This is a genomic window from Bradyrhizobium zhengyangense (assembly GCF_022012435.1).
Lineage (GTDB): Bacteria > Pseudomonadota > Alphaproteobacteria > Rhizobiales > Xanthobacteraceae > Bradyrhizobium > Bradyrhizobium zhengyangense.
On record NZ_JAKLUA010000008.1, the window covers coordinates 17,120 to 41,491 of the forward strand.

The window sequence follows — 24,372 nt, forward strand, 5'->3', positions numbered from 1 at the left end:
GGCCTCGGCTGGATGACCTAATACTGATGAACGCTGGCGTTGCCAAGCTGATCCCGCAGGTTTTGGTTTATTCAAGGACCGCGCCAAACGTCGCGCATGTCAGCTCTGAACGCGCGCATCGAAAATCACCAATGATCGCGCAACCAAACGCAGCTTTCGGCGTTATCGAATGTTTTGCGACGCACAATGGCGCGCCGTTCTATCGTACCGCGCCTTCGCCGATGAGCGCGAACGGCCCCCACATTGCGGGATACGCATTGCGGGGCGACGAGGTGTCATCAGCATACGTTAACATCGCGCGCCGAAGGGCTTCGGCTCTGCCGATTCCTGGTTCGTTTTTGAGCAAATCGAAAGTCGAAGTGGTCAAGCGGGTGGCAGCCTCTGAATCCACTGCCCAATGCGAAACCAACAGCGCGCGTGCGCCGGCATAGAAGAAGGCGCGCGCCAGTCCGGACAGCGCTTCGGCGCCAGGCTTGTCGCCGGCGATCGTGTTGCAGGCCGACAGCACGACCCAGCCTGCATTGAGCTTGAGCTGCGCAACCTCGCTCGCTGTGAGCAGACCGTCGTCGAGCTCGGACGGCTGATCGGGTATCGAGAGCGCAAGCGACGGCTCGCCCACACCCTTGATATCGCCGGCAACGAGGCCATGAGTCGCAAAGTAGATGATGCCGTATTGAGCAAGCGGTGCACGCTTGAGCGTCGCTTCACTGGCATCGCGGCCGAGATGGATGTCGGCATCAGCCGCGCCGACGTCTTTCGCTACAGCATTCAATTCGTCTGCGGTGTCGGGAAGCTGCGGCAGCGCCTGCGCGAGCCGCGCGCGATCGACGCCTGCGCCGCGCCAGAAATCGGTATAGGCTGATGTAGCGATATTGCGCGCGGCGACTTTTCCGGCTGCTGCGCGCCGGTCGGAAGGGCCGCCCTCGGCGGGATTGAAAACTGGGTCGCCGAAGCCTGTCATCGGCTTGACGCCCTCGTCCCTGCGCGCGAAGGCCCGCAGCGACTTCAGGCTGACGACCGATGGCAGCACCGAGATGGCCTGTCGCCGCAGCAGCCAGGCCGCACTGCGATAGCCTTCAAGCGTGTCCGGAATCGCAGCCGGCGGTGTCTCCGTGACGAGCAAGTGAAACGGCAGCGCGGTCAGGGCGCCAGATGGCACCGTGAGCAGACTGCGTTTGTCCTTGATCAGCGCCTCGACCGGGCCGAGCAGCGTGACGTAGAGCTCGTTGGCGAGCGCGAGATCAAAGCGGCCTGATTTGCCGGAGCCATCGCGGGCCTTGCCGACATCGAGACCTCTGCGGAATGCGGTCACCTTCTGCGCCAGCGCGTCCGCGCCAAGCGGGATTTCTTTCCAGTCCGCGCTCTCGCGCGTGATGGCGATGACATAGCTTCGCTTGTCGACGACGGAATGGAGCACCATCGCCTCGTCGGCCGACAGGAGAGACTGCACATCCTTCACCGTCAAAGGCAGCGGGTTGGAGAGCGAGGCGTAGTCGGGAAACTCGACGGCGAGCGTCTTCTGCAACGCGGTGCGCTCGCTTGCGATCGCCGCGATCCGCGCCCGACTCCGCTGCTCGGAGGCGACGTCGCGTTGCGCCGATGACTTCGACACGGCCGCGATGATCGCCTTGTCGAGCGCGTCGGATTCAGCCGCGAGATCCTGGTCCTTGCGCACCAGCTCGGCGAGCCGGTCGGTGCCTGCAGCGAGCCTTACGGCAAGCTTGTTCACGGCCGAGGCTGCGGAAGATTGGGTGCCACGCTGGATCGCGGCGAGCGCCTTGTCCAGCGCCTTGTCATCAGGCAGCAGGGATTGCTGACGCGCAGCAAACAGGATCGGCAACACCACACGCAGCTGCGCGCGATCACCCGCAAAGGTTTTTTCCGCGAGCGGCAACGCGTCCGCAATTCGCCCGGACACGTAGAGGAAATAAGCGAGATTGCTGGTCGATGTCGCGACATCAGGATGATCGGGCCCAAGTGCACGCTCGCGGATGGCAAGCGCGCGGCGATACAGCGGCTCGGCATCGGCATAGCGCCGCTCGTGCTCGTAAAGTCCGGCGAGATTGTTGAGAGAGCGCGCGACGTCGGGATGATCCGCTCCCAACACCTTCTCGCGGATCGCGAGCGACCGCTTGATCGGGGCCTCGGCCTCTGCATCACGACCGAGATCGCGATCAAGCTGGCCGATATTGTTCAAGAGCGTCGCGACCGCGGGGTGCTCGGGACCGCCGACCTTCTGAAAGATCGCGAGCGCCCGCTGGAAAAGCGGCTCGGCCTCCGCAAAGCGCTCCTGCTTCACATAGAGCGTGGCGAGATTGTTGAGGGACTGGCCGACATCGGGATGCTCGCGCGACAGTGCCTTCTCGCGGACGGCCAGCGCGCGCTTGAACAGCGGCTCGGCATCCGCGAAGCGGCCCTGCCGCTGATCGAGCGCGGCGAGATTGTTCAGCACCGGCGCAATCTCGACGCTGTCGAGGCCCGTCCCCTTCTCCATCAGCGCGATGGCGCGCTTGTAGATCGGCTCGGCCTGATCGTCGTGTCCCTGGTCGGCATAGATCTGCGCGAGATTGTTGAGTGCGGCGGCGAGATCGCGGTTGTTGCTGGTCTTCTCGAGCGCGGCCACCATGGCCTGCGCCAGCGGCAAGGCTTCGGAATATTTGCCGGCGGTTCTCAGCGCATTGATGCGCGCGCTCTGCGCGGCAAGGCCGCCCGTCTGGGCGAGGCCGAGCGTGGCATGAGATGCCGTGATCGCAAGCGCAAGGCCAGCGACCAATGCCAAACGACGACGTGCCATGAACCCTCGCTGCCAACCTCGGACCGATCACGATCTTGGGTCGCAGCGATGGGAGGCGACGTTCAATGTGTCGTAGCTAGTCCGCTTTTTGGTTCACCTTGGCGCGCGCTTCGCCCACCAGACGTACCAGCATCTTGCGCAGCGCCTGACCGGTGGTGACCCGCTCCGGAAAATCGAGGCGCAGCGCGGTCTGGCCGTCCTGCATGTCGAGGCCTTCGGGGTCGCAGCCGGTGCAGCGCCAATCGCCCTCAGCCGCACCCAGCAGCTTCGCTGCATAAAGGGCCATGGCCTCGCGGTGGTCGGCATTCATATGCTCAATAGCGCCCTCCTCCGCCGCCAGCAGGTCGTCGGCGCCGGCCAGGTCCGTGAGGAACTGCTCCGGCTTGAGATCGACAATCCGGCCGAAACCGGCGACCAGATGGGTTCCCGAAGGGATGATCCGGAAGAACGAAAAATCCTTAAATGAAACAAAGGCTTCCGCCGAAGGATGAGCATTGAGATACCGCCGCTGGAGCAAATCCTTCTCACCCTCGGCCTGCTCGGCCCGGCCGGACAGCATGATCCGGCCACCTTCCAGCGGATCGCCCGGGGCGCGCTCGTCCAGCATCAGGGAGACCCGGCAGTCGCTGAGGATATTCCTGGTGTGGACCGCCAGCCGCGAGATCAGCAGAATCGGCGAACCGTCGGGGTGGCTGGCCAGATTGACCAGGGAACAATAGGGATCGCCGCTGCCAGCCATGAGAGTTGCCAGCGCACCCTGCCGTGAGCGCCTGAGCAGCGATTTGGCGAGCTTTTGGGGAACAAAATCGGGGGTCGGTTGCATGGGCTTTCTCGGCTCAGGTGGTTGCAAGGCGGGCCTTTTTTCGGGTAAACCCGAACCCGGTTATGGGTCGATATGCGGCGAATCCGCCGTGTTTCGTGGAACTTGGTCACACTTCAGCCCAGCTTGCATTGCTCGGTGACAAGGTTCGAACGCCAATTCGGCACCCATGTATGCGGCGCATCACTGGATTGCTCGCCGTTTTAAGCCACGACCCAAACGGAAAGCAGAAAGCAGAGGCTCATGCCCACAATCGCTTTGGTCGACGACGACCGCAACATTCTCACATCCGTCTCGATCGCGCTGGAAGCCGAAGGCTATCGCATCATGACTTATACCGACGGCGCCTCGGCGCTGGACGGCTTCCGCACCACCCAGCCTGATCTCGCCATCCTCGACATCAAGATGCCGCGCATGGACGGCATGGAGACGCTGCGCCGCCTCAGGCAAAAGTCCGACCTGCCGGTGATCTTCCTGACCTCCAAGGACGAGGAGATCGACGAGCTGTTCGGCCTCAAGATGGGCGCGGACGATTTCATCCGCAAACCGTTCTCGCAGCGCCTCCTGGTGGAACGCGTCAAGGCCGTGCTGCGGCGCTCGGCGCCGAAGGATCCGACCGTCGCACCGAAGGAGAACGATGCCAAGGCACTCGACCGCGGCCTGCTGCGCATGGATCCGGAACGGCATACCTGCACCTGGAAGAACGAGCCGGTGACCCTGACGGTCACCGAATTCCTGATCCTCCAGGCGCTGGCGACCCGGCCCGGCGTGGTCAAGAGCCGCAACGCGCTGATGGACGCGGCCTATGACGACCAGGTCTATGTCGACGACCGCACCATCGACAGCCACATCAAGCGGCTGCGCAAGAAGTTCAAGGTGGTCGACAACGATTTCGAGATGATCGAGACGCTCTACGGCGTCGGCTACCGCTTCAAGGAAGCCTGAGGCGCGACGCGCCTTCACAAAGAGCTCAAGCCCGGTTCTGATTCCATCAGAACCGGGCATGCTCTAGGATGCGGGACCGTCGCAACGAGCTGTCCTAACGCGGGCGTAAGCATTGCTTGACCGAACGCAGCCTGATTCGAGTTCGAACGCCGAGGACATCGCATCCCACGGCGCCTCGGACCATGAGGACAAGCCGGTTGCAAGAGGCTGGGGGCCGCTGAACTGGCTCAAGCGCGCCGGACAGTTCTTTTTCGCGCTGTCGTTCTCGAGCCTGACTCGCCGCATCGTCTCGCTCAACCTTGCCGGCCTCGTCGCGCTGGTCGCGAGCATCCTGTATCTGTCGCAGTTCCGCGCCGGCCTGATCGACGCGCGCGCGCAGAGCCTCCTGGTGCAGGCCGAGATCATTGCCGGCGCCATCGGCGCATCCGCAACGGTGCAGACCAATGCGATCACCGTCGATCCGGAACGGCTGCTCGACCTGAAGCTGGGCGAGAGCTACGGCGGAGTGGATGATTCGCTGGATTTTCCGATCAATCCGGAGCGCGTGGCGCCGGTGCTGAGCACGCTGATCTCGCCAACCAAGACCCGCGCGCGGATTTTCGATCCCAACGGGAGCGTGCTGCTCGACAGCCGTGATCTCGATATCGTGCGGGGCATTCCGCTGCCGCCGCTGTCGGAAAAGCCGGGCGTGGTCGAGCGCGTCAAGTCCGCGGTGCGCACCTGGCTGAACCGCGGCGACCTGCCGCTCTATCGCGAACTCGGGCGCGAAAACGGCAATGGCTATGTCGAAGTCGCCGATGCGCTGCAGGGCCAGAAGCGCTCGATGGTGCGGGTCAATTCGCGCGGCGAGGTGATCGTCTCGGTTGCCGTCCCCGTGCAGCGTTCACGCGCGATTCACGGCGCGCTGATGCTGTCGACCCAGGGCGACGAGATCGACCAGATGGTCACGGCCGAGCGCCTCGCGATCCTCAAGGTCGGCGGCGTCGCCGCAGCTGTCATGATCATGCTGTCGCTGCTGCTGGCAAGCACGATCGCGGGCCCGGTGCGCCGGCTCGCAGACAGCGCCGAACGCGTCCGCCGCCGCATCAAGACCCGCGTCGAGATTCCCGACTTCACGCGTCGCCGCGACGAGATCGGCCACCTCTCCGGCGCGTTGCGCGACATGACCAACGCGCTCTACAAGCGGATCGAGGCGATCGAGATGTTCGCCGCCGACGTCGCCCACGAGCTGAAGAACCCGCTGACCTCGCTGCGCTCCGCGGTCGAGACCATGCCGCTGGCGCGCAACGAGAACAGCCGCGCCCGCCTGCTCGAGGTGATCGAGCATGACGTCAAGCGGCTCGACCGGCTGATCTCCGACATCTCCGACGCAAGCCGGCTCGATGCCGAATTGCAGCGGCAGGATGCGATCCCGGTCGATCTCAAGCGGCTGCTCGGAACGCTGGTTGCGGTCGCCAATGAAACCAAGCTCGGCCACGACGTCGCCGTCGAGGCGCGCTTCGAGGGCCGCAGTCCGACCGACACGTTCTCGGTGACGGGCCATGATTCGCGGCTCGGGCAGGTGGTTTCCAACCTGCTCTCCAACGCCCAATCCTTCTCGGAAGCCGGAGCCAAGGTGCGCCTGACCTGCCGCCGGACCCGCGGCGAGATCGAGATCGTCGTCGACGATGACGGCCCCGGCATCCGCGACGACGCGCTGGAGCGCATCTTCGAGCGCTTCTATACGGACCGGCCGCATCAGGGCTTCGGCCAGAACTCGGGGCTTGGCCTCTCGATCTCCAAGCAGATCGTCGACGCCCATGGCGGGCGCATCTGGGCCGAGAACCGCGCTGGCCCCACTGACGAAGACGGCGCACCGACGGTTGCCGGCGCGCGCTTCGTGGTGAGGCTGCCGGCGCTATGAGCCAAGGCAGGTTGAACGACGGCCGGCCGAGCGTTCACGCATCAGCGGTGAAGGTCGGATCCCTGGCGGTGTTGATCCGCGGGCCGTCGGGCGCCGGCAAATCGCGCCTTGCCTTCGATTTAATCATGGCGGGCCGCGCGGGGATGCTCGAAAGCGCCGTTTTGGTCGGCGACGACCGTGTCCATCTGGCGACAGTCGGCCATGAAATTGAGGTGCGCCCCGTGCCTGTCCTCGCCGGCCTGATCGAGATTCGGGGGCTGGGGATCCGCCGCTGCGACTTCGTGGAGCGTGCGACGGTCGGCCTCGTGGTCGATCTGGACGCCGACGACGCCGAACGCCTGCCGCCGCTGGAATCGTTGAAAACCCTGGTTTTCGGTGTCGAAATACCGCGAATCCCTGTTGGCCGCGACTATTCGCCCCTCCCCTTGGTTGTCGCGGCCTTGACCACTACCAAGAGTTAACCTTCGGCTAACGCCTGAGGCGATTGTTTGAAGGGAAATGGTAACCATATGAGCCACACACTCGCGACCGAGTAGACCGGCGCAGCTCCCCTCATCCATCCGTCTAGATTCAGGGAGATGCGCAACATCCCCTCTTGCGCGGGGGCTCTGGATGGTCAAAGTGGCGCGTTCGTGCGGCGCACCAAAAGCGCCCGCGGGAGTTTTCCGATGATTGGTCTAGTACTTGTGACCCACGGGCGCCTTGCCGACGAATTCAAGGCGGCGCTTGAGCACGTGATGGGTCCACAAAAGCAAATCGAAGCGATTACGATCGGCGCTGAAGATGATTCCGATCTCTGTCGAAGCGACATCATCGAGGCGGTTAACCGCGTCGATTCCGGCGATGGCGTCGCGATCCTCACCGACATGTTCGGCGGCACGCCGTCGAATCTTGCGATTTCCTGCATGAGCCGGCCCAAGGTCGAAGTGCTCGCGGGCATCAACCTGCCCATGCTGGTGAAGCTCGCCAAGGTCCGCGAGGAGCGCCCGCTGCCGGACGCGATCGCGATGGCTCAGGAAGCGGGCCGCAAATACGTCACCATTGCCAGTCGCGTGCTCGCCGGCAAATGAGCGACGACGCGCCACAAGCCGGGGCTGGCGTGCCGGCAGGCGCGATCTCCAAGGAGCTCCTGATCATCAACAAGCGCGGCCTGCACGCCCGCGCCTCGGCGAAATTCGTCCAGGCGGTCGAGCGTTTCAACGCGCAGGTGTGGGTGACGCGTGGCGGCGAGACCGTCGGCGGCACCTCGATCATGGGCCTGATGATGTTAGCTGCAGGACCCGGCACGACGATCACGGTCGCGGCGGCCGGCACTGATGCCGAAGCCGCGATTGAAGCGATCACCGAGCTCGTCGAAAGCAAGTTCAACGAAGAGGGGGTTTAACCCTCCATCCGTCATTCCGGGGCGATGCGCAGCATCGAACCCGGATTCTCGAGGTTCCGGGTCACGCTTCGCACGCCCCGGAACGACGAAAGCCTCACTTGGCCGGCGGCGCGATGTAGATATTCCAGGTCATCGCCGGCCCGGCCTTGCCGTGGGTGAAGCGGCGCGTGGTCATCACTATGCGCTCAGCGTTGGGCGCGATCTCCGACACCCATTTCTCGAACGCCGGCAGACGGCCGTCAGTCGGATCGAACACGCCGATGAAGCCGTCCTTCTTGACCTCATCGAGTGTCGTCAGTCCGGAGCTCCAGGCCTCGTTCGGGATGAACGCAACCGGATGGTCGGGGCTGTAGAACACCATCGGCTGGATCGAGTCCATCGTGCCGGTGACGATCGCCCAGCGCGAGGCGAAGCGGGAGTGCCAGGCTTGCGTCAGCTCGCGCGCGAGCTCGGAGCGCGCGCCGTAGGTCGCCGTGTTGTCCCTGTTCGCCGCCATCTCGCGCGCGGCGATCCAGGGCGAGGCGACAAGCGTCGCGACGCTGAGCACGAGCCAGATCGCTACGATGTTGAACAGCACCGCGCTCTGCACCCGCAGCGCCGGAATCGCGACCAGCGCGAGCGGCACCAGGAAGAACAGCGAAATGCCCCAGTCGGTCTTCAAATAGATGCTGAAGGCGAGCGCGCCGAGCGGCGGTCCGGCTGCAACGATGGTCTGGATGATCCAGACGTTCAGCGCCTGCGAAACATTGACGCCGGGATTGACGCCGCGCGCCCAGGCCCGCGTGACGATGCGCGAGGGCGCGCGCAACAGCAGGGTCCGCCACGGCGGCACCAGCGCCATCGCGAGTGCTGCGAGCGCGACGGGGAGAGCCAGCAGTCCGGCATTGTGCAGGACGTAACCGAGCACGAGCTGATGCACGAGACCGGCGTCGTCGACGCTATAAGTATCGCCGGCATAGGCCAACGGCACGAAATGCGAATCCGCCAGCCAGATGATGTGCGGAATCATTGCAACGGCCATCGTCGCGATTGCGACCCAGGGTGCCGGCGACAGCAGGAACCTCATCCGCTCCGGATGGATCAGCGCGGCGAGGCCGATGGCGCCGAACATGGTCAGCACCCAGTATTTGGTCATCAGCGCCAACGCACCGGCGAGCCCCAGCCAGATGCCTGATAGCCAGCTCCGTTTCTCGAACGCGTCGAGATAAGCGAGCACGACGAGCGGGAGGGTGACGAGCTGAAGCAGATCGGGGTTGTACTTGAAACCCTTGAAATTGAAGATCGGATAGAGCGCGACCATCACCACGACCAGAAACGCGCGGCGTGGATCGACCACACGCATTGCCACCAGCCAGCAGATCACCATGCCGACACTGACGGTCGCCATCGCCAGCGCATAGGTCGCCCAGTCCGTCGCGGGAAAGACCTTGAACCAGAGCCCGGCAATCCAGCCTGACAGCGGCGGGTGCTTGCCATAACCCCACAGGAATTTCTGGCCCCAGCCCCAGGCTTCTGCGACGTCCATGTGAACGTCCTGCGCTGCCTTGAGATTGATCAGGATGAAGGTCCAGATCACCGCGTGCAGGATGGCGAGCTGGATCACCAGCCAGAGCCGGGCCGAGGGGTCGGTCGCGTAGGCGACCAGCCAGGCCCGGAAACGGTCAAAGCTGACCCGGGATTTTACGCGCGTTCGGGCAGAGGGGATCGAGGTCGTTGACATGGCCGTTGCGTAGCGCGTTTTGGGCCGCCGTGGAATCAGCTTGGCGTGAAGAAAGGCCCTGAAAATACAGCAATATGGTTGCCGCACGGGGATGTGAGTGGTATCCCGCGCCCATGACGACCGTCCCCATTTCCAACATCCGCAATTTCTCCATCGTCGCCCATATCGACCATGGCAAATCGACGCTGGCCGACCGCCTGATCCAGATGACCGGCGGCCTCACCGACCGCGAAATGGCGGGCAAGGAGCAGGTGCTCGATTCCATGGACATCGAGCGCGAGCGCGGCATCACCATCAAGGCGCAGACGGTGCGCCTGCAGTACCACGCCAAGGACGGCAAGGATTACGTGTTCAACCTGATGGACACGCCCGGCCATGTCGACTTCGCCTACGAGGTCTCGCGGTCGCTGGCGGCGTGCGAAGGTTCCCTGCTGGTGGTCGACGCCAGCCAGGGCGTCGAGGCGCAGACGCTCGCCAACGTCTACCAGGCGCTCGACAACAATCACGAGATCGTTCCGGTCCTGAACAAGGTCGACCTTCCCGCGGCCGAACCCGAGAAGGTCAAGCAGCAGATCGAGGACGTCATCGGCATCGATGCGTCGGACGCGGTGATGATCTCGGCCAAGACCGGCCTCGGCATCCCTGATGTGCTGGAAGCCATCGTCACCCGCCTGCCGCCGCCGAAGGGCGATCGTGACGCCACGCTGAAGGCGCTGCTGGTCGACAGCTGGTACGACGTCTATCTCGGCGTCGTGGTTCTGATCCGCGTCGTCGACGGCGTCATGAAGAAGGGTAGCCGCGTGCGCATGATGGGCACCGGCGCGGCCTACGACGTCGAGCGCGTCGGCTTCTTCACGCCGAAGATGCAGCAGGTCGACGAGCTCGGCCCCGGCGAGATCGGCTTCATCACCGCCGCGATCAAGGAAGTCGCCGACACCCGCGTCGGCGACACCATCACCGACGACCGCAAGCCGGTTACCGAGATGCTGCCGGGCTTCAAGCCGGCGATCCCCGTGGTGTTCTGCGGCCTGTTCCCTGTCGACGCCGACGACTTCGAGACGCTGCGCGCCGCGATGGGCAAGCTAAGGCTGAACGACGCCAGCTTCTCCTTCGAGATGGAGACCTCGGCCGCGCTCGGCTTCGGCTTCCGCTGCGGCTTTCTCGGCCTGCTCCACCTCGAAATCATCCAGGAGCGGCTGTCGCGCGAGTTCGACCTCAATCTGATCGCGACCGCGCCGAGCGTCATCTACAAGATGAAGCTCACCGACGGCACCGAGCTCGAGATCCACAATCCCGTCGACATGCCTGACGTCGTGAAGATCGAGGAGATCCAGGAGCCCTGGATCGAGGCGACGATCCTCACCCCCGACGAATATCTCGGCAGCGTGCTGAAGCTGTGCCAGGACCGCCGCGGCTCGCAGAAGGAGCTGACTTACGTCGGCGCCCGCGCGATGGTGAAATACGATTTGCCGCTCAACGAGGTCGTGTTCGACTTCTACGACCGCCTCAAGTCGGTCTCCAAGGGCTACGCCTCGTTCGACTATCATCTGACCGATTACAAGCCGGCCGATCTCGTCAAGATGCAGATCCTGGTCAATGCCGAGCCGGTCGATGCGCTCTCCATGCTGGTCCACCGCACCCGCGCGGAAGGGCGCGGCCGCGCCATGGTCGAGAAGATGAAGGAGCTGATCCCGCCGCACATGTTCCAGATCCCGATCCAGGCGGCGATCGGCGGCAAGGTGATCGCGCGCGAGACGGTGCGCGCGCTGCGCAAGGACGTCACCGCGAAGTGCTACGGCGGCGACATCACGCGCAAGCGCAAGCTTCTGGAGAAGCAGAAGGAAGGCAAGAAGAAGATGCGGCAGTTCGGCAAGGTCGACATCCCGCAGGAAGCCTTCATTGCCGCGCTGAAGGTCGACAGCTGAGGCCGTCCAGGCTCCGGTCCGAAATTCTCGGAGCCGAACGACGCAAATCTCGAAAACAACCCCATGCACAGTAGCCGACGCGTCGGCGGCGCTGCGCTTTTTCGATTTTCACGAATTTGACTTGCTCCGTCGGGCAAAACAGGGATATGGTGGCATCATGGCAGTGGTGCAGCCGGCAAGCGACGATGTCCTATCAAGCCATCCCCGTCACGTTTGCGCTCATCGCCCGAATACCCGCAGCGGGCGTTGCGGACTTCACAGCCTACGAGGATGCCGTGCTCCCGCTCTTGCCCGAGTTCAACGGGCGTCTGGAGCGACGGCTTCGCAACTCCGACGGCACGATCGAAATCCACATCGTCAGCTTCGCATCCGACGCGGACTTCCAGCGATATCGGATTGATCCGCGACGAACGGCTCAAGCCTGGATGCTGGAAAGATCGTCTGCCAAGCTCGAGATGCTTCCGATGTCAGACGTTTGACGGGCCTCACAGCAAGCGTTCCAGAGACCGCAAGCATCCGATCTCGGCGCCAACGCGCCTCTTCTGCCGCGTATTGTTGCTGCCACATCGGGTCATACGGGCTTGATCGGACTGGTGAGCGACATGTCTGAACATTAAGCCGGAACACTAAGGCCCGCCTAGACCGCGCCGAGAGAACCCAGCACACACGTCCAAATGGATGCGCCGTGGTCCCATTTAAAGTGTGATGAGGATCACGGCGATCAGGGACCGGATCGCGTAATCCTGCACTTACAGATTGGGAGGGAATGGTCCCTCCAAGCCCAGCAGGCAGCGGACATGGAAAGAGACCAGACTGAAATCAATGAGTTCGAGCTCACGGCCGAAGAGCTGGATAGCGTCAGCAGTGGGCTTAAGAACAATCAGACCGAAGCATGGGCCTGGTTCCAACTCGGGATGGCGAAAGGCTTTGCGGAACAAGGCGGCATCGGTTGTTGGACACATTTATCATAACGAGGGTCGTTAGGCGGCCCCACCAACGGAGGAGACGGAGATGGCTAGGCGCAACAACGAAATCAGCGATGCGAGCGAAATCACGCCGCGGGAATTGATGGCTGAGGACTTGGATGCCGTGAGTGGCGGATATCGGAACAATCAGACGGAAGCCTGGCATGCCTTCACGAGAGGCATAGAAGCAGGACTAATAATGGGCGGCGCAACCGTCGTGTGTACACCGTAGTGAGCGCCGGCGGGAGGAACTGACCGCGACCGTCATTCATCATGCCGCCGGCGAATGCATCGAGGTCCTCAACAACAGACACCGCAGGAATAGCTGCGTGCAAAGGGTCGATCCCGTCAGCGCATCGGCTGCACCGCTATTCTTGGTTACGAGCATCATTCTTGGAGCTTTCGTCGGACACCGAATGAAGGTGGATTTCGCTTCCACCTTCGCTCTGCGAGCTACAGCGGACAATTTGCTCGACCCATTCTACGCGTCAACGCAAAATCCTCATCAAGACCCGATCGCGAAATCCGCCGCAGTCTCGGCGTGAATCGCCGTGGTGTCGAACGTCTCGACCGACGTATCGGCGGCCCCCACCAGCATCGTGATCTCGGTGCAGCCGAGGATGATGCAGTCGGCGCCTCGCGCGACCAGCGCGGCCATCACCTCCTGATAGCGGCGGCGCGAGGCGTCGGCGACGATTCCGAGGCATAGCTCATCGTAGATGATGCGGTTCACGTCGGCGCGCTCGCCGGCGGACGGAATGAGGACATCGAGATCATGCGCGCGCAGCCGGTCGATGTAGAAATCCTCCTCCATCGTGAAGATCGTGCCGAGCAGCCCGACCCGACGATATCCCTTGGCCCGAATGCGCCGCGCCGTTGCGTCGCCGATGTGAATGAACGGAATGGTCATTTTCGCGATGATGTCGGGCGCCAGCTTGTGCATCGTGTTCGTGCACAGAACGATCGCGCGGGCGCCGGCGCTTTCGAGCAGCTTGGCTACCTCCGCCAGGCTTGCCGCGGCCTCCGTCCAGCGGCCGGCATATTGCATCTCCTTGATGCCCTGGAAGTCGTAGGAATACATCAGCAGCGGAGCCGAATGCAGCTTGCCCATGCGATCACGGACGCGCTCGTTGATGAGCTTGTAGTAGAGCGCGGTGCTCTCCCAGCTCATGCCTCCGATCAAGCCAATGGTTTGCATTCTCGAGCCTTTCAATATGAACGATCCGGATCGTAGACGAAAACGCGGACACCGGTCATCACAACAACTGATGGGCCGGTATCTGCTGGAAAGACCGCCGCTCCGATCGAACCCGATCCTGATACGACGACACTATCCCCAGCAGAGGAACGACCTGCCCGTCCGCGGGCGATACGGGGAGGATTTCTCATGCGACGACGGAACTGGCGCTTGATCGCGGTGGGCACGGTGCTGCTGGTGCTGGCCGTGCTGTTCTTCCTGTCGATGCGCGACATGACGCTGTGGTCCAATGATCCCGTCGCCTTGATGCGGACTGTCGGCGAAGTCTCCGGCGTCGTCGGCGGCATCAGCCTCGCGATGATCGCGTTCGGCCTGATCGGCCGCAAAGCGCCGGCCTGACAAACCTCATTCCGCAAGGCCTTCGCGACTGCGACATCACGCCTCCGCTATCGGCGGAATAGCAGATGCTCGACGCAAATCCTGATGTCAGAACCGCGCATCGCGCGCGGGATGGCATTTGGAGGCGTTCATGATCACCTCGAAGCTGCTGGTTGCGCTCGCGCTGGTATCGACGATGGGCGCCGTGTCGGCGCAATCCTTCCACCCATCGGCAATCGGCAAGGAAACGACCACCAGACCGTGGACGGCACCGGTCGGGCACCGCCAGCCGCACATATCAGACGTTCCCGCAACGAGCATGGGACCGCTGGATTTCCTCGATCAGGAGGATGCGATCATCGATCGCAAGACCAGCGGCATTTGCCGCGGGTGCTGATTGGACTGAAGCGCATGCCGCCGGCCGCGGCCGCCGCAACCGCACCTATCGGGGACGCGGACCGCCGACCGGCTGAGACGGCCGCTGCTGCACGTAAGGGTTCGTCAAGCACATGGCGGAAAGGCCTGCAGCGGCCGCCTTGCACTCCTCCCACGAACTATACTGGCATGAGATGTAGGTGCCGCCGCCCCACTCCCATGTCTGAAGGCACACCGGATAATTGCCGCTGAACCGCTGGGCCGAGGCTGGAGTGGTCGCAGACACTGCGATCCAGGCCATGAGGATGAAGAGAAGCACGCGCATCATGTCACTCCAGGGATTTTCGAATCCGGCTTGCAGCGGCGGACTACCGCTTGCCGGACTTACTGTGATCTCTGCGTCCGGCGCGGAGGCTGGACCTGCTGCTGTTGTTGTTTGAACCTCACACGCGGGTTGATGTCGCAATAGAGGTTCCATCGTCCGGATGCCGAGGCCAGGCACTGCTCTCGCGTCTCATACATGCAGTCGCCGGAATAGCCGAGCTCTCCGCCCATGACGCACCAGGGATAGTCACGGTCAGCGCGCGCTGCGGAAGAAAGCCCCACCACCATGACGACAACCAGAATGGCGATTCGCATGAGATCCTCCATCACGTCAGCCGAACCGCGCCGCCAGATGCTGGAGCCTGACGAGGTCGCCGGTCGGCTGCACATGGCTTACGAATTGTTCCCTAAAAGGGCAAGCATCAATCCTGCGGCGCACGACATCGTTCCTCACCTATCACCGGGGATCACTATCGGTTTAGGAACGTCCGCATGCGCGATCTGACGGAAAAAAGAGGCTGCTGAGCCGTGCTCGGCAGCCTCTTTCGTGTCTTCTTTTCTGACTTATTTGTTATCTTATTTGTTGTCTTGGCCCTTACGACGCCTTCTGCTTTGCTTCGACGTATCGCGCAAAGCTGTCAAGAATCGCCTGCCAGCCGGCTTGCTGCTGCTCGACCGAGTGGGTGGTTTCGCCATCGAAGGCAACGCGGACGACAACGCCCTTGGGGCCCGGCACGAAATCGACTTCGGCCTTGCGATCGCCGAAGGCATATTCGATCCGCCTGTGCTCGAGGATCTTCGTGTAGGTGCCCGCGAAGTCAAAACCCATGCTGCCGTCCTTGGCTTCCATGCGGGACGAGAACAGGCCGCCTTCGCGCAAATCGACCGTCGCCTTGGTCGTATGCCAGTCGTCCGATGCGGCGTTCCACTTCACGATGTCGGCAGGCGTCGTGTAGGCACGCCAGACCTGATCGATCGGGGCGGCGACGCTGGTTTCGACGGAGATTCTCATGGGGGTATTGCTCCAGTTCGATATTTGACGGCTCGAGGTGACGACATCGCGGCCCATGCGCGGGATTCGTTTACAGCACTGCCGCGACGTGTCCACCCAAGGACGGTGGAGACCCGACCATGCCGACACGGTCGTGATAAAAAATACGAAAATGTGCCGTCGGGAAGACCGGCCTGCTTGCGGCCGGCACGTCAGCAGACCTTCTGGAAGCGTGCGCGCCAGCGCGACGCCTTGGTCGGCGGCAGAACGTAGCTCTTGCCCTCGGCCGAGACCGTCAGGGGTTGGCCGGAGGCCAGAAGATCCAGGAATTGATCTTCCAGCGCACCCCTTTTGTCATCGGTGAGCTCGGGATGGCCGAGATCGGCCTGGTTGAACCACGAGGTATTCGGCGGGAAGTTTTCGGGGGCGGCGTAGGTGAAGCCGGCAAAATCCATTTGCGTCTTGCCGTTGCCGATCGTGATCGTGGCTTCGGTGTGGTCCTGCTTCGGCGCTTCGCCCGGATAGACCGCATCGAGCTCGTAATGCGTCCCGCAGCCGAAGCGAAACACGGTCTTGTGGTTCGTATCGTTGAAGGTGAGCCATGGCCGATCGTAGCGGTCCATCTCGAGCGTCCATGCGCCGCCCATGACGTCCTTCGACGGGCCGCCGGCCGCCGTTGCGGTAGACAATCCGAGCCACGACAGGGCAACGACAAGTCCGAGCAGTCTTGCAGGCGTCGTCATGGCAACCTCTGGCAACCTCTCAACGCGATCCGCGATAATCCTCAGACAGGGACGTCTCGACAGGCCCGTTCAGATCGGCCCGGTCTTCCCGCGAATAGCGGCCGACCGCTTGAACAGTTGCTGGGCATCGGCGTAGCGACCCTGATCCTTGTAGAACGCGGCCAGGTTGTTGAGAATGTCGGCAAGATCGGGATGGTCGGGACCGAGGGTCTTCTCGAAGGTCGCCACCGACTGCTTGTAGAATCGCTCCGCATCGGCGTTACGCCCCTGCCGCGCATAGAGCGTCGCCAGATTGTTCTGCGCCTGCGCGATGTCGGGATGGTCGGGCCCATACGCCTTCTCGGTCACCGCTATCGCGCGCTTCAGCAGCCGCTCGGCATCGGCGTAGCGACGCCGGTGGATGTAGGCGTCGGCGAGATTGCTCATCAAGACAGTGGCCTCGGGATCGTCGGGGCCGTTCGCCTTCTGGAGAATGGCAAGCCCACGCTTGAACAGCGGCTCGGATTGGTCGTAGCGGCCCTGACTGCTGTAGACCGCAGCAAGGTTGCTCATCGCCATCACGATCGAGGGATCGTTGGGACCGAGCGTTTTCTGGCGAATGGCGATCGACCGCTTGAGCAGCGGCTCGGCTTCCGTGTAGTGCTCTTCCGCCCGATAGAGCTCGCCCAGATTGTTCAAGACGGTTGCGACTTCCGTGGAATTCGGACCGAGCGTCCTCTCCCTGATGGCCAGTGAACGCTTGTACAGCAGCTCGGCAACAGGGTATTGGCCCAGATTGTAGTGGATGGTGCCCAGATCGTTCAGCGGCATCGCGACCATGGCATCATCGGTGCCGAACTCCTTTTCGCGAAGAGCCAAGGCCTTCTGGGCGAGCGGCAGCGCTTGGCTATACTTGCCGGCCTGATAGAGCTCTTTCATCTGCCGGGTGAGCGTGCCCGCCTCATCCTCGTCCGCATAAGACGGCGTGCCCAGCGACAAGCTCAGCGCGAGCGCGGCAACGGCAACACAAATCGATGCTTTCAGGGCTTTCATCGCGCGCTCCTTCGCCGCAGATGTCAGGGACTTCAGCGGTTTGGTGCGTCTGGAGGCCGGGCAGGTTCAAATCCCGGAGGGTTTCAATGGCGTAGTAACCGCCTTTTGCCAAGGCTCTGGGGCACGACTGGCTATTCGCCGGCAGTCTCGGCTAGGATTGCGCGAAATCTATCTGCAACTTTTGGATGCCGGCAAGGTCGTGGGAATTCTTTGGAGGCGCGCCAAGACGTTCGTCGTCATCGGCTGGATCTTCTTTGTGGTGTCGGTCCCGGTATACCTCGGCATCGCCGCGTTGGCCGGTTTCAACAAGTTTTACTTCCCGGCACACCCGCAGGCGACATTGGACGCGTACGATATCAGAGCGTCATACGTCACTCTTGCTGTCGGCGCCCTTGCTGCCGTGACTTCATCGATTGTACTTGCCTTGAAATTCCGAGCCACTGCATCCCTGCTGGTAATCGTGACTTGGCCCACGATCATCGCCGGCAACCAGGTCGCTCGCTCCTTTGTCAAACCCGGACCCGACTACTACGAGCGGCATGTCGGCGCGGAGACCTTCCTGGTGCCTTGGAAGTATGTCGATGTTGGCTTTGGGGGCTCTCCGCTCGAAGTATCAAGCGAAGATGGCTTCATTGCCTATCTCTGCTTCTCCAACCTTCATGGGCGTACCGACCCTGACTGCAGCCTCTTTCAACAGCTCCGTGTTCTCTCCAAGGAGCCAGTCGACGCTGATCTCGGCCTGAAAGCATGGCGCGAGCACCGGTCTCAAATGAGACCCGGCTCGGACTACGACGGGTATCAATCCTTCGACCAGAGCTACAGGGTGCAAGCCGACGGGCCTGGGCAAATCCAGCATTACTTCGTACGCATGAATTCGAACGGAGAGCTCACGCGGCTCGTCGAGTGCCGGCTCGACAACGGCAAGTTCTGCACGCACAGCGCGCACGTGGGCAGCCGTTGGTTCGAATACCAAGGCGACCTGGCAGACGGTGACGAGACGCTCGACGCGCGGCTCGCGGCCTTGGTCGAATCATGGCGGCGCAAATGATCGCGGCCTGGCCGATCCGCTCGCGCCCTGCGATCACGCGAAGAAGCCGCCGATTGGACCGCCGCCGCACCCCGATCAATCCCGCGAGGTCGCCGGCAGGATGTAGCGATCCAGCAGGTCGAGCTCGGGCGCGACCATGTTCCTGGATTCCCGCCCGGCGTTGAAGACGACGACCATGTCGAGCGCGGGGATGACGATGGTCTTCTGGGAATTGAAGCCGAGTGCAGCGGCCCATTGCAGGGAGCCGCTCGTGTCCGACGAATGCCCTATCCACCATTGATAGCCATAGCTGAACGCGGCCTTGTCCGTCTTGATGTGCTCGGCCGTCGATTGATCGATCCAGGACGCCGAAACAATCTGCCTGCCGTCCCAGGCGCCCCGATTGAGAACAAGCTGGCCGATCTTCGCCCAGTCGCGAGGACGCAGGCTCAGCCCGCGGGACGACGTTGGAAGGCCGCTGACGGGATCCTTGTACCAGGCGACATCCTCGATCCCGAGCGGCGCGAAGATATTCTCCTGCGCCAGCACGTCGACGCCCTTCCCGGTGACCTTCTTCAGGATCGTGCCAACCAATTCCGTCTCGACGCTGTTGTACTCGAACCTGACGCCGAGCGCCCGGTCAGTGCCCAAGCCCGCCGACATCGTTAGAAGATGGCGGAGCGTGACGCGATCCTTGTCCGCTTCACGGAAGCCTTTGTAGTCGGGAAGATACGACGCGATCGGAGCGTCCAGATCCTTGATCAAACCGCGATCCATGGCGATGCCGACCAGCAGCGAGACCACGCTCTTGGTCATGGAATAGCCGTTGTGCCGCGTGGTCGCGTCGTAATTGAGCTGATGCGGATAGTCATAGTAGCTCTCGTAGACGAGCACGCCGTGCCTGATGACGACGATGTCGTCGACATTGGCGAGCTTGCCGCCGCGAATGCCCTCATCCATCGCGCACAGCAGCGCCGCGTTCAGCCCCTGCTTCTCCGGCACGGTCATCGTCCATCCATCGTGGATTTCGTGCGGAATGCCGCAAGCCGGTGCAGGCTCGGCTCTGACGGGGCTGAAGATCACGGCACACACGGCTGCAACGACGCTGGTCCATGTCCGCATGTCAGGCCCCCATCATTCCCCACGACGACGTCGCAAGGATGCCGTTCTGTGTGACCGTTTTGCGGCGTTGCAGGCTTGGGAAGAGCCTTCATTTCAGGCAGACGCTGAATGCAACACGGTCCGTCAGCACGCGCTAGCGGGTCGCGGCCACGATTGCGCGCAGCAGTCTGGCGTTGCTGAAGCCGATGTCCTCGCGCGTCATCCCCATGCGCAGGATCACCAGCTTGCGTGAGGGGATGATGGCGATCACCTGGCGGAGATGCCCTTCCATCATGAAGGTGTCGGCGGGGAGATCATAGCCCAGGCCCTTGGCCAGCCAGATCTGTCCGCGGCCGTAGGCCGGGCCGTGGCCCTCGTCGGATACGGGAGAGGGTGACCGCATATAGTCGACGAAGCCCACGGGAAGAAGCTGCTGGCCGTTCCATTCCCCGCCCAAGCGCAAAAATTCGCCGTATCGCGCCCAATCGCGCGCGGTGGCAAAGAGAAAACCTTCGCCACGAAACGTGCCTGTTTCGTCAGCCTCGAGCACGGCGCTGGTCATGCCCAACGGATTGAACAACCGCTCGCGCGGATAGGAGGGAGCGCCCTCGCCGACCGCGTCCTGCCAGAGCCGCGTCAGCAGGACGGTCTGGGCGCCGGAATAGTTGAATCGCGTTCCCGGCGGCGTATCCAGCGGAAGCCCCCGCGCGAAAGCTGCGGTATCCCGCACCAGAAATTCCATGCGCCCGGGATCGGTGACGCGGCCCTCGGCTTCGCTCCATTTCAGCCCGGCGGTCATGGCCATCAGATCGGCGATCGAGATCTCCGCGCGTCCGTCTCCGGCCCATTGCGGAAATAGATGCTTCTGCTCGAGCGACAGTTTTCCATCCTTGATGGCCATGCCGACCAGAGCCGCGGTGACGCTCTTGGTCATCGACCAGCCGTGCAGCGGCGTTGTCGCGCCAAATCCCTCGCCATAGGTTTCGGCGATGATACGCCCGTCCTGCACGACGACGATGGCGCGCATGCCCGGGCCTTGCAGGGCCGGATCGTTCACCGCCGCTTGCAAGCGTGTGTTCTCGGACAGCTCCACCTTCTCGCCGGCGGGCCAGAGCGCATCCGCGCTCGCCCTGGGCGGAAGCGGCTGTGCCGCAGGGCGCTTCCAGGACTGGTCGTCCATGACGTTGGTGCAACCCCGGCCCTCGACATATTGGGCGTGACGCCTGGCGATGAACCCGAGAAGGGCGGCATCGACGCGGTGTTCAGCGGGGCTGACGTCGACCTTCACCAGATGAAAGATCCGATAGCCGAGGGCCAGCAGGTCGGTTTGCACGATCGCGTCCACCTCGCGCCCGGCCATGAAGACATTCGAGCAGACGGTCTTCGCCGTACCAGCGGTAACGAGCTGCAAGATGTCCTGGCGGGCGATGACGATCCAGGCGCCTAACCCCACGATCGTCAGCGCCAAAAGGCCGACGACGACACCGAAAATCCTGAGCGGGCGACGCATGAGCTTCCACCTCAACCACGGCGCTTTCTACTACAACGCGAAGGTGGCTCCAAGGTCCTACCCCATGGCGATCAAGCGAAGTCCGCGATAGACTGGTCTCACGGGACATTGGACACATCTCTATGACTTTCTGGATCGCGAGCGCAGCCGGATTGGTGATCGCCTATCTGCTCGGCTCGATACCCACCGGCTATCTGGCCGGAAAACTGCTTGGGGGTATCGACATCAGAGAGCACGGCTCCAGATCGACTGGCGCGACGAATGTGCTGCGGACCCTCGGCAAATGGCCCGCCCTGGCGGTGCTCGTCGTCGATGTGCTGAAGGGCGTGGCGGCGATCTTCGTGGCCCGCACGTTCTGTCCCTGGCTGTATGGCGTGCTGTCTCCGAGCGCACCGACAGCGGCCGATCTGCAAGCCTGGGTGCCATGGGCGGTGAGCCTCGCCGGCATCGCCGCGTTGCTGGGCCATGGCCGCTCGATCTGGCTGAATTTCACCGGCGGCAAATCCGCGGCGACCGGTCTCGGAGTCTTGCTGGCGATGTCGTGGCCGGTGGGACTGGGGGCAGCGGCAGTCTTCGGCATCGCGCTGGCGCTGTCGCGGATCGTCTCCTTGAGCTCGATGCTCGCGGCATTCACCGCCATCGCTCTCGTCTGCGGTTTCGACCACCCGCTGCCCTATCGGCTGCTGGTGATCGCCGGCAGCCTCTACGTGATCGTTCGCCATCGCGCCAACATTCAGCGGCTGCTGGCAGGCACGGAGCCGCGCCTCGGGCAGAGCAGCCCGGTTTCGTGAGCGCCTAATTCACCGCCTGAAGCGCAGCTGTGAATTTGGCGAGATCGGCGCGGGCGATTTCATCCGGCGCCCATTTCGGAAGATCGGCCAGTTCGGCGATCACACGGGCCCGGTCCTCCGGCAACAGAAAATCCGCCCAAATCTCGCGCGTGTCGCGCAGCGAAGCCGCGACCAGGCGGGCGTTGGCGGGCTTGCTGGCGCCCTGGATCGCCGCGCAGACCGTGGTCAGGATGAAGAGGGCGCTATTCTTGCGAACGCCCGTAATGCCCTCTTCGCGGATGCGGGTGCGATGCTCCGGCGGGAGCTCGTTCCAGAACATCGGCATCGCAACCGCCTCTCGGGCCATGGCGCGGATCATGAAGCTGATCGCGGTCGCGTACTGGTCGCCATACTCGATCATGTTGCGCTGAAGCGCGGCCAGATCAGGCTGCGGTCCCGGCTTTGCGCCGTAGAAGATGAAGAGCTTGTGGGTTGTGTTGGCAGCGTCGAACCAATCCGGCAGCCAGTTCATGTCGCTCGCCTCCGGGGGCGGCAGCGCGGCGAGCGCTTCCAGGTCGTAGATGTGGCCGAGCATGGCGCCGACATCAGGCCGGGTCAGGTCGGGCCGCTGGCCCTTTTTCGCGATCCCGTCGATATAGACCTTGAAAGTCTTGGCGGCATCGCGCGCGGCATTCAGCTCGTGGATGCCATCCTGCGCGAAGGCTGGCGAAGCGAATGCGAGCAGGACCAGGAGAATTCTGACGATCGGCATCACCATTGGTCGCGCGCCCGCCGCCGAGGTTCACAGCGCCGGCAGGCCCGGCGGCGGCTTCCGCGCATTCGACGCCTGCTCATAGGCATAGGCGAGCCGCAACAGCTTGTGCTCGCTCCAGGCACGGCCCGCAAAACTGATGCCGAGCGGATAATCGGGCGTGTCCTTGCCGCCGGCGCCCGCGACGAGGCCTGCGGGCACCATGACGCTGGGATAGCCCGCCTTGGCTGCAATTGCAGCGCCAGTCGCACCGGGAAACAGGACGGCGTCCACCTTGTGCTGGTCCATATAGGCATCCATGCCGTGCCTCTTGGCCGCGAGCAAATCCATGGCACGCGCGGATTTGTACTCGCGCTCGCTCAGGTCGCCTTTGGTGAGGTCGGCGGCGAGAAACAGATCCTGGCCAAAGCGCAAGGCCTTCTCTGGGTTCGCGGCGTTGAAGGCGATGACATCGGCCATGGTCTTGATGTCTGTCTTGGTCGCCCAATCCCTGAGATAGAGATTGAGGCCGTATTTCAGCTCGTAGAGGAACACGATCGGCGCACCGGTTGGATTGCCCTTGTTGGGACTCAGCGGATTGCGGTTGAGCACGGCCATGTTGGTGCCAGGGCCGGCAAGCCAGCCGCGCGTCGGCATGTTGGCGCGCACGATGACGGCGCCGAGATCCTCCATCACCTCGATGGCTTCGGCCATCAGCTTGGCCCCGTCAGTCGGCAGCTTGCCGTAGTAGCAATCGTTCAAGGGATCGGCGGGATCGCTCGGCACGCCGATGCGCGCGCCTTTCATCGCATCGCGCGTAAGATCGGCGGTGTAATCGGCCGGCCTACGCTGCCGCTCCGTCGCCGGGTCGAGCGGATCCTTGGCGGCCAGAACGTTCAGGAGGACCGCTGCATCGCGCACGGAGCGCGTCATCGGCCCGGCGGTGTCCTGGCTGTGCGCGATCGGCACGATGCCGGCGCGGCTGATCAGCCCGACGGTCGGCTTCACGGTGACGATGCCGTTGCGGCTGGCGGGATGCAGCAGCGAACCCGAGGTCTCGGTGCCGACCGAGGCCGCGCACAGGCCTGCTGCCACGGCGACCGCCGACCCCGAGCTCGAGCCGCCCGGGTCCACGATCGGAATGCCGCGCTCGTCCACCAGATCAGGCACGAAAGGATTCTTCACCTGGCCGCCCAGCGACGAGTAGCCCGAGGGCATCTCGACCGCGAGGATGTTGGCGAACTCGGTCAAATTCGCCTTGCCGAGGATCACCGCGCCGGCCTTGCGCAGCAGCTTGATGACGGTGGCATCGCGCCTCGCACGCGCGCCCTCCAGCGCCAGCGAGCCCGCCGTGGTCGGCTGCTTGTCCGATGTCGCGATGTTGTCCTTCACCAGGATCGGCACGCCGGCCAGCGGCCGTTTGACGGACGGCCTGCTGCCGTCGAGCGCGCTGGCGATTGCGAGCGCGTCCGGATTGAGCGCGCGAACGGAGTTCAGCGCCGGTCCGCCACGGTCATAGGCCGCGATGCGCGCGAGATAGGCTTTTGTGAGCGCCGTCGCGGTGACGCGCCCGCCGGCCAGGGCCTCGATGATATCGCTCATCGGCGCGTCCTCGAGCCTCAGTTCGGGCGGCACGGCATTGCCGCGGGTCGGCTTCTTCATGACGTGCCTCTTGGGCTTTTATATGCTACAAAACGTAGCATTAATCCTGATCAC

At 63.3% G+C, this 24,372-nt stretch carries 25 protein-coding genes and 1 pseudogene; 13 read left to right on the forward strand and 13 right to left on the reverse strand.

Translation table 11 applies throughout. From position 1 onward, the window contains the following. Window positions 1-199 precede the first annotated feature (199 nt). A complete protein-coding gene (locus L6637_RS23805; RefSeq protein WP_237859841.1) occupies window positions 200-2,794 on the reverse strand; it encodes a CHAT domain-containing protein in 2,595 nt (864 codons plus the stop codon). Between the two features lie 76 nt (window positions 2,795-2,870). Continuing rightward, on the reverse strand, window positions 2,871-3,617 hold the full coding sequence (locus L6637_RS23810) for a HugZ family pyridoxamine 5'-phosphate oxidase (protein WP_237859844.1): 747 nt from the start codon (window positions 3,615-3,617) through the stop codon (window positions 2,871-2,873). A 240-nt stretch (window positions 3,618-3,857) separates the two neighbouring features. On the opposite strand from L6637_RS23810, the gene L6637_RS23815 reads away from it, so the two are divergent. The 5 genes and pseudogenes from L6637_RS23815 (at window position 3,858) to L6637_RS23835 (ending at window position 7,846) form a co-directional block, all read left to right on the forward strand. Then, complete coding sequence (locus L6637_RS23815; protein WP_027535781.1) at window positions 3,858-4,559, forward strand: response regulator transcription factor; 702 nt, start codon at window positions 3,858-3,860, stop codon at window positions 4,557-4,559. 112 nt (window positions 4,560-4,671) lie between these two features. Next, window positions 4,672-6,462 (forward strand): sensor histidine kinase, encoded by a 1,791-nt coding sequence (locus L6637_RS23820; RefSeq protein ID WP_237859845.1) that lies wholly within the window; start codon window positions 4,672-4,674, stop codon window positions 6,460-6,462. Between the two features lie 11 nt (window positions 6,463-6,473). After that, window positions 6,474-6,941 (forward strand): annotated as a pseudogene (locus L6637_RS23825) (HPr kinase/phosphorylase). A 189-nt stretch (window positions 6,942-7,130) separates the two neighbouring features. Continuing rightward, the gene (locus L6637_RS23830) at window positions 7,131-7,532 is read left to right on the forward strand and encodes a PTS sugar transporter subunit IIA (RefSeq protein ID WP_007597752.1); all 402 of its coding nucleotides are present in this window, start codon (window positions 7,131-7,133) and stop codon (window positions 7,530-7,532) included. Then, window positions 7,529-7,846 (forward strand): HPr family phosphocarrier protein, encoded by a 318-nt coding sequence (locus L6637_RS23835; RefSeq protein ID WP_237859847.1) that lies wholly within the window; start codon window positions 7,529-7,531, stop codon window positions 7,844-7,846. The genes L6637_RS23830 and L6637_RS23835 overlap by 4 nt, the downstream gene beginning before the upstream one ends. Window positions 7,847-7,940: 94 nt before the next feature. On the opposite strand, the gene L6637_RS23840 is transcribed toward L6637_RS23835, so the two are convergent. Beyond that, window positions 7,941-9,566, reverse strand: coding sequence for a glycosyltransferase family 39 protein (locus tag L6637_RS23840; RefSeq protein WP_237859849.1), 1,626 nt, complete (start codon window positions 9,564-9,566; stop codon window positions 7,941-7,943). A gap of 113 nt (window positions 9,567-9,679) precedes the next feature. On the opposite strand from L6637_RS23840, the gene lepA reads away from it, so the two are divergent. The 4 genes from lepA (at window position 9,680) to L6637_RS23860 (ending at window position 12,688) form a co-directional block, all read left to right on the forward strand. Next, on the forward strand, window positions 9,680-11,491 hold the full coding sequence (gene lepA / locus L6637_RS23845; RefSeq protein ID WP_237859851.1) for a translation elongation factor 4: 1,812 nt from the start codon (window positions 9,680-9,682) through the stop codon (window positions 11,489-11,491). A gap of 185 nt (window positions 11,492-11,676) precedes the next feature. Beyond that, window positions 11,677-11,970, forward strand: coding sequence for a hypothetical protein (locus L6637_RS23850; protein ID WP_237859853.1), 294 nt, complete (start codon window positions 11,677-11,679; stop codon window positions 11,968-11,970). A 318-nt stretch (window positions 11,971-12,288) separates the two neighbouring features. Next, entirely contained in the window at window positions 12,289-12,462 is a 174-nt protein-coding gene (locus L6637_RS23855; protein ID WP_237859855.1) for a hypothetical protein, read from the forward strand. 40 nt (window positions 12,463-12,502) lie between these two features. Then, complete coding sequence (locus tag L6637_RS23860; protein WP_237859856.1) at window positions 12,503-12,688, forward strand: hypothetical protein; 186 nt, start codon at window positions 12,503-12,505, stop codon at window positions 12,686-12,688. Window positions 12,689-12,961: 273 nt separating this feature from the next. Here L6637_RS23860 and L6637_RS23865 read toward each other — a convergent pair whose 3' ends face one another. Next, window positions 12,962-13,654 carry an aspartate/glutamate racemase family protein gene (locus tag L6637_RS23865; RefSeq protein WP_237859859.1) on the reverse strand — a complete coding sequence of 231 codons (693 nt, stop codon included), beginning with the start codon at window positions 13,652-13,654 and terminating at the stop codon, window positions 12,962-12,964. Between the two features lie 189 nt (window positions 13,655-13,843). Between L6637_RS23865 and L6637_RS23870 the strand changes: the two genes are divergently transcribed. Both L6637_RS23870 and L6637_RS23875 read left to right on the forward strand, forming a co-directional pair. Continuing rightward, window positions 13,844-14,053 carry a hypothetical protein gene (locus L6637_RS23870; protein WP_237859862.1) on the forward strand — a complete coding sequence of 70 codons (210 nt, stop codon included), beginning with the start codon at window positions 13,844-13,846 and terminating at the stop codon, window positions 14,051-14,053. 130 nt (window positions 14,054-14,183) lie between these two features. After that, on the forward strand, window positions 14,184-14,429 hold the full coding sequence (locus tag L6637_RS23875; RefSeq protein ID WP_237859864.1) for a hypothetical protein: 246 nt from the start codon (window positions 14,184-14,186) through the stop codon (window positions 14,427-14,429). A 45-nt stretch (window positions 14,430-14,474) separates the two neighbouring features. Here the strand turns inward: L6637_RS23875 and L6637_RS42605 are convergent, their stop codons facing one another. From L6637_RS42605 to L6637_RS23900, 5 genes are all read right to left on the reverse strand, one after another. Next, complete coding sequence (locus L6637_RS42605) at window positions 14,475-14,885, reverse strand: DUF3551 domain-containing protein (RefSeq protein ID WP_338076525.1); 411 nt, start codon at window positions 14,883-14,885, stop codon at window positions 14,475-14,477. Further along, window positions 14,792-15,046 carry a DUF3551 domain-containing protein gene (locus L6637_RS23885; RefSeq protein WP_237859866.1) on the reverse strand — a complete coding sequence of 85 codons (255 nt, stop codon included), beginning with the start codon at window positions 15,044-15,046 and terminating at the stop codon, window positions 14,792-14,794. Before L6637_RS23885 ends, L6637_RS42605 begins: the two co-directional genes overlap by 94 nt. 280 nt (window positions 15,047-15,326) lie before the next feature. Then, the gene (locus L6637_RS23890) at window positions 15,327-15,743 is read right to left on the reverse strand and encodes an SRPBCC family protein (protein ID WP_237859867.1); all 417 of its coding nucleotides are present in this window, start codon (window positions 15,741-15,743) and stop codon (window positions 15,327-15,329) included. Between the two features lie 191 nt (window positions 15,744-15,934). Continuing rightward, window positions 15,935-16,465, reverse strand: a complete 531-nt coding sequence (locus L6637_RS23895) for a hypothetical protein (protein ID WP_237859869.1) — start codon at window positions 16,463-16,465, stop codon at window positions 15,935-15,937. Between the two features lie 69 nt (window positions 16,466-16,534). Then, window positions 16,535-17,497, reverse strand: a complete 963-nt coding sequence (locus tag L6637_RS23900) for a tetratricopeptide repeat protein (protein WP_237859871.1) — start codon at window positions 17,495-17,497, stop codon at window positions 16,535-16,537. On the opposite strand from L6637_RS23900, the gene L6637_RS23905 reads away from it, so the two are divergent. Further along, window positions 17,430-18,545 (forward strand): hypothetical protein, encoded by a 1,116-nt coding sequence (locus L6637_RS23905; protein ID WP_237859873.1) that lies wholly within the window; start codon window positions 17,430-17,432, stop codon window positions 18,543-18,545. The two genes, L6637_RS23900 and L6637_RS23905, sit on opposite strands and share 68 nt — an antisense overlap. 75 nt (window positions 18,546-18,620) lie before the next feature. On the opposite strand, the gene L6637_RS23910 is transcribed toward L6637_RS23905, so the two are convergent. Then, entirely contained in the window at window positions 18,621-19,646 is a 1,026-nt protein-coding gene (locus L6637_RS23910) for a serine hydrolase domain-containing protein (RefSeq protein WP_237859875.1), read from the reverse strand. A 133-nt stretch (window positions 19,647-19,779) separates the two neighbouring features. Continuing rightward, the gene (locus L6637_RS23915) at window positions 19,780-21,135 is read right to left on the reverse strand and encodes a serine hydrolase domain-containing protein (protein WP_237859877.1); all 1,356 of its coding nucleotides are present in this window, start codon (window positions 21,133-21,135) and stop codon (window positions 19,780-19,782) included. 122 nt (window positions 21,136-21,257) lie between these two features. Here L6637_RS23915 and plsY point away from each other — a divergent pair, with 122 nt between their 5' ends. After that, window positions 21,258-21,926, forward strand: a complete 669-nt coding sequence (gene plsY / locus L6637_RS23920; RefSeq protein WP_237859880.1) for a glycerol-3-phosphate 1-O-acyltransferase PlsY — start codon at window positions 21,258-21,260, stop codon at window positions 21,924-21,926. A 4-nt stretch (window positions 21,927-21,930) separates the two neighbouring features. Here plsY and L6637_RS23925 read toward each other — a convergent pair whose 3' ends face one another. Beyond that, complete coding sequence (locus tag L6637_RS23925; RefSeq protein ID WP_237859884.1) at window positions 21,931-22,677, reverse strand: hypothetical protein; 747 nt, start codon at window positions 22,675-22,677, stop codon at window positions 21,931-21,933. 30 nt (window positions 22,678-22,707) lie between these two features. Then, window positions 22,708-24,318, reverse strand: a complete 1,611-nt coding sequence (locus L6637_RS23930) for an amidase family protein (RefSeq protein WP_237859886.1) — start codon at window positions 24,316-24,318, stop codon at window positions 22,708-22,710. Window positions 24,319-24,372: the final 54 nt, after the last annotated feature.

Excerpts from the sequence above, each read along its gene's own strand:
- L6637_RS23805 (WP_237859841.1), bottom strand. The coding sequence starts at position 2,794 with ATGGCACGTCGTCGTTTGGCATTGGTCGCTGGCCTTGCGCTTGCGATC.
- L6637_RS23810 (WP_237859844.1), bottom strand. The coding sequence starts at position 3,617 with ATGCAACCGACCCCCGATTTTGTTCCCCAAAAGCTCGCCAAATCGCTG.
- L6637_RS23815 (WP_027535781.1), top strand. The coding sequence starts at position 3,858 with ATGCCCACAATCGCTTTGGTCGACGACGACCGCAACATTCTCACATCC.
- L6637_RS23830 (WP_007597752.1), top strand. The coding sequence starts at position 7,131 with ATGATTGGTCTAGTACTTGTGACCCACGGGCGCCTTGCCGACGAATTC.
- L6637_RS23835 (WP_237859847.1), top strand. The coding sequence starts at position 7,529 with ATGAGCGACGACGCGCCACAAGCCGGGGCTGGCGTGCCGGCAGGCGCG.
- L6637_RS23840 (WP_237859849.1), bottom strand. The coding sequence starts at position 9,566 with ATGTCAACGACCTCGATCCCCTCTGCCCGAACGCGCGTAAAATCCCGG.
- lepA (WP_237859851.1), top strand. The coding sequence starts at position 9,680 with ATGACGACCGTCCCCATTTCCAACATCCGCAATTTCTCCATCGTCGCC.
- L6637_RS23850 (WP_237859853.1), top strand. The coding sequence starts at position 11,677 with ATGTCCTATCAAGCCATCCCCGTCACGTTTGCGCTCATCGCCCGAATA.
- L6637_RS23855 (WP_237859855.1), top strand. The coding sequence starts at position 12,289 with ATGGAAAGAGACCAGACTGAAATCAATGAGTTCGAGCTCACGGCCGAA.
- L6637_RS23860 (WP_237859856.1), top strand. The coding sequence starts at position 12,503 with ATGGCTAGGCGCAACAACGAAATCAGCGATGCGAGCGAAATCACGCCG.
- L6637_RS23865 (WP_237859859.1), bottom strand. The coding sequence starts at position 13,654 with ATGCAAACCATTGGCTTGATCGGAGGCATGAGCTGGGAGAGCACCGCG.
- L6637_RS23870 (WP_237859862.1), top strand. The coding sequence starts at position 13,844 with ATGCGACGACGGAACTGGCGCTTGATCGCGGTGGGCACGGTGCTGCTG.
- L6637_RS23875 (WP_237859864.1), top strand. The coding sequence starts at position 14,184 with ATGATCACCTCGAAGCTGCTGGTTGCGCTCGCGCTGGTATCGACGATG.
- L6637_RS42605 (WP_338076525.1), bottom strand. The coding sequence starts at position 14,885 with ATGGAACCTCTATTGCGACATCAACCCGCGTGTGAGGTTCAAACAACA.
- L6637_RS23885 (WP_237859866.1), bottom strand. The coding sequence starts at position 15,046 with ATGCGAATCGCCATTCTGGTTGTCGTCATGGTGGTGGGGCTTTCTTCC.
- L6637_RS23890 (WP_237859867.1), bottom strand. The coding sequence starts at position 15,743 with ATGAGAATCTCCGTCGAAACCAGCGTCGCCGCCCCGATCGATCAGGTC.
- L6637_RS23895 (WP_237859869.1), bottom strand. The coding sequence starts at position 16,465 with ATGACGACGCCTGCAAGACTGCTCGGACTTGTCGTTGCCCTGTCGTGG.
- L6637_RS23900 (WP_237859871.1), bottom strand. The coding sequence starts at position 17,497 with ATGAAAGCCCTGAAAGCATCGATTTGTGTTGCCGTTGCCGCGCTCGCG.
- L6637_RS23910 (WP_237859875.1), bottom strand. The coding sequence starts at position 19,646 with ATGCGGACATGGACCAGCGTCGTTGCAGCCGTGTGTGCCGTGATCTTC.
- L6637_RS23915 (WP_237859877.1), bottom strand. The coding sequence starts at position 21,135 with ATGCGTCGCCCGCTCAGGATTTTCGGTGTCGTCGTCGGCCTTTTGGCG.
- plsY (WP_237859880.1), top strand. The coding sequence starts at position 21,258 with ATGACTTTCTGGATCGCGAGCGCAGCCGGATTGGTGATCGCCTATCTG.
- L6637_RS23925 (WP_237859884.1), bottom strand. The coding sequence starts at position 22,677 with ATGCCGATCGTCAGAATTCTCCTGGTCCTGCTCGCATTCGCTTCGCCA.
- L6637_RS23930 (WP_237859886.1), bottom strand. The coding sequence starts at position 24,318 with ATGAAGAAGCCGACCCGCGGCAATGCCGTGCCGCCCGAACTGAGGCTC.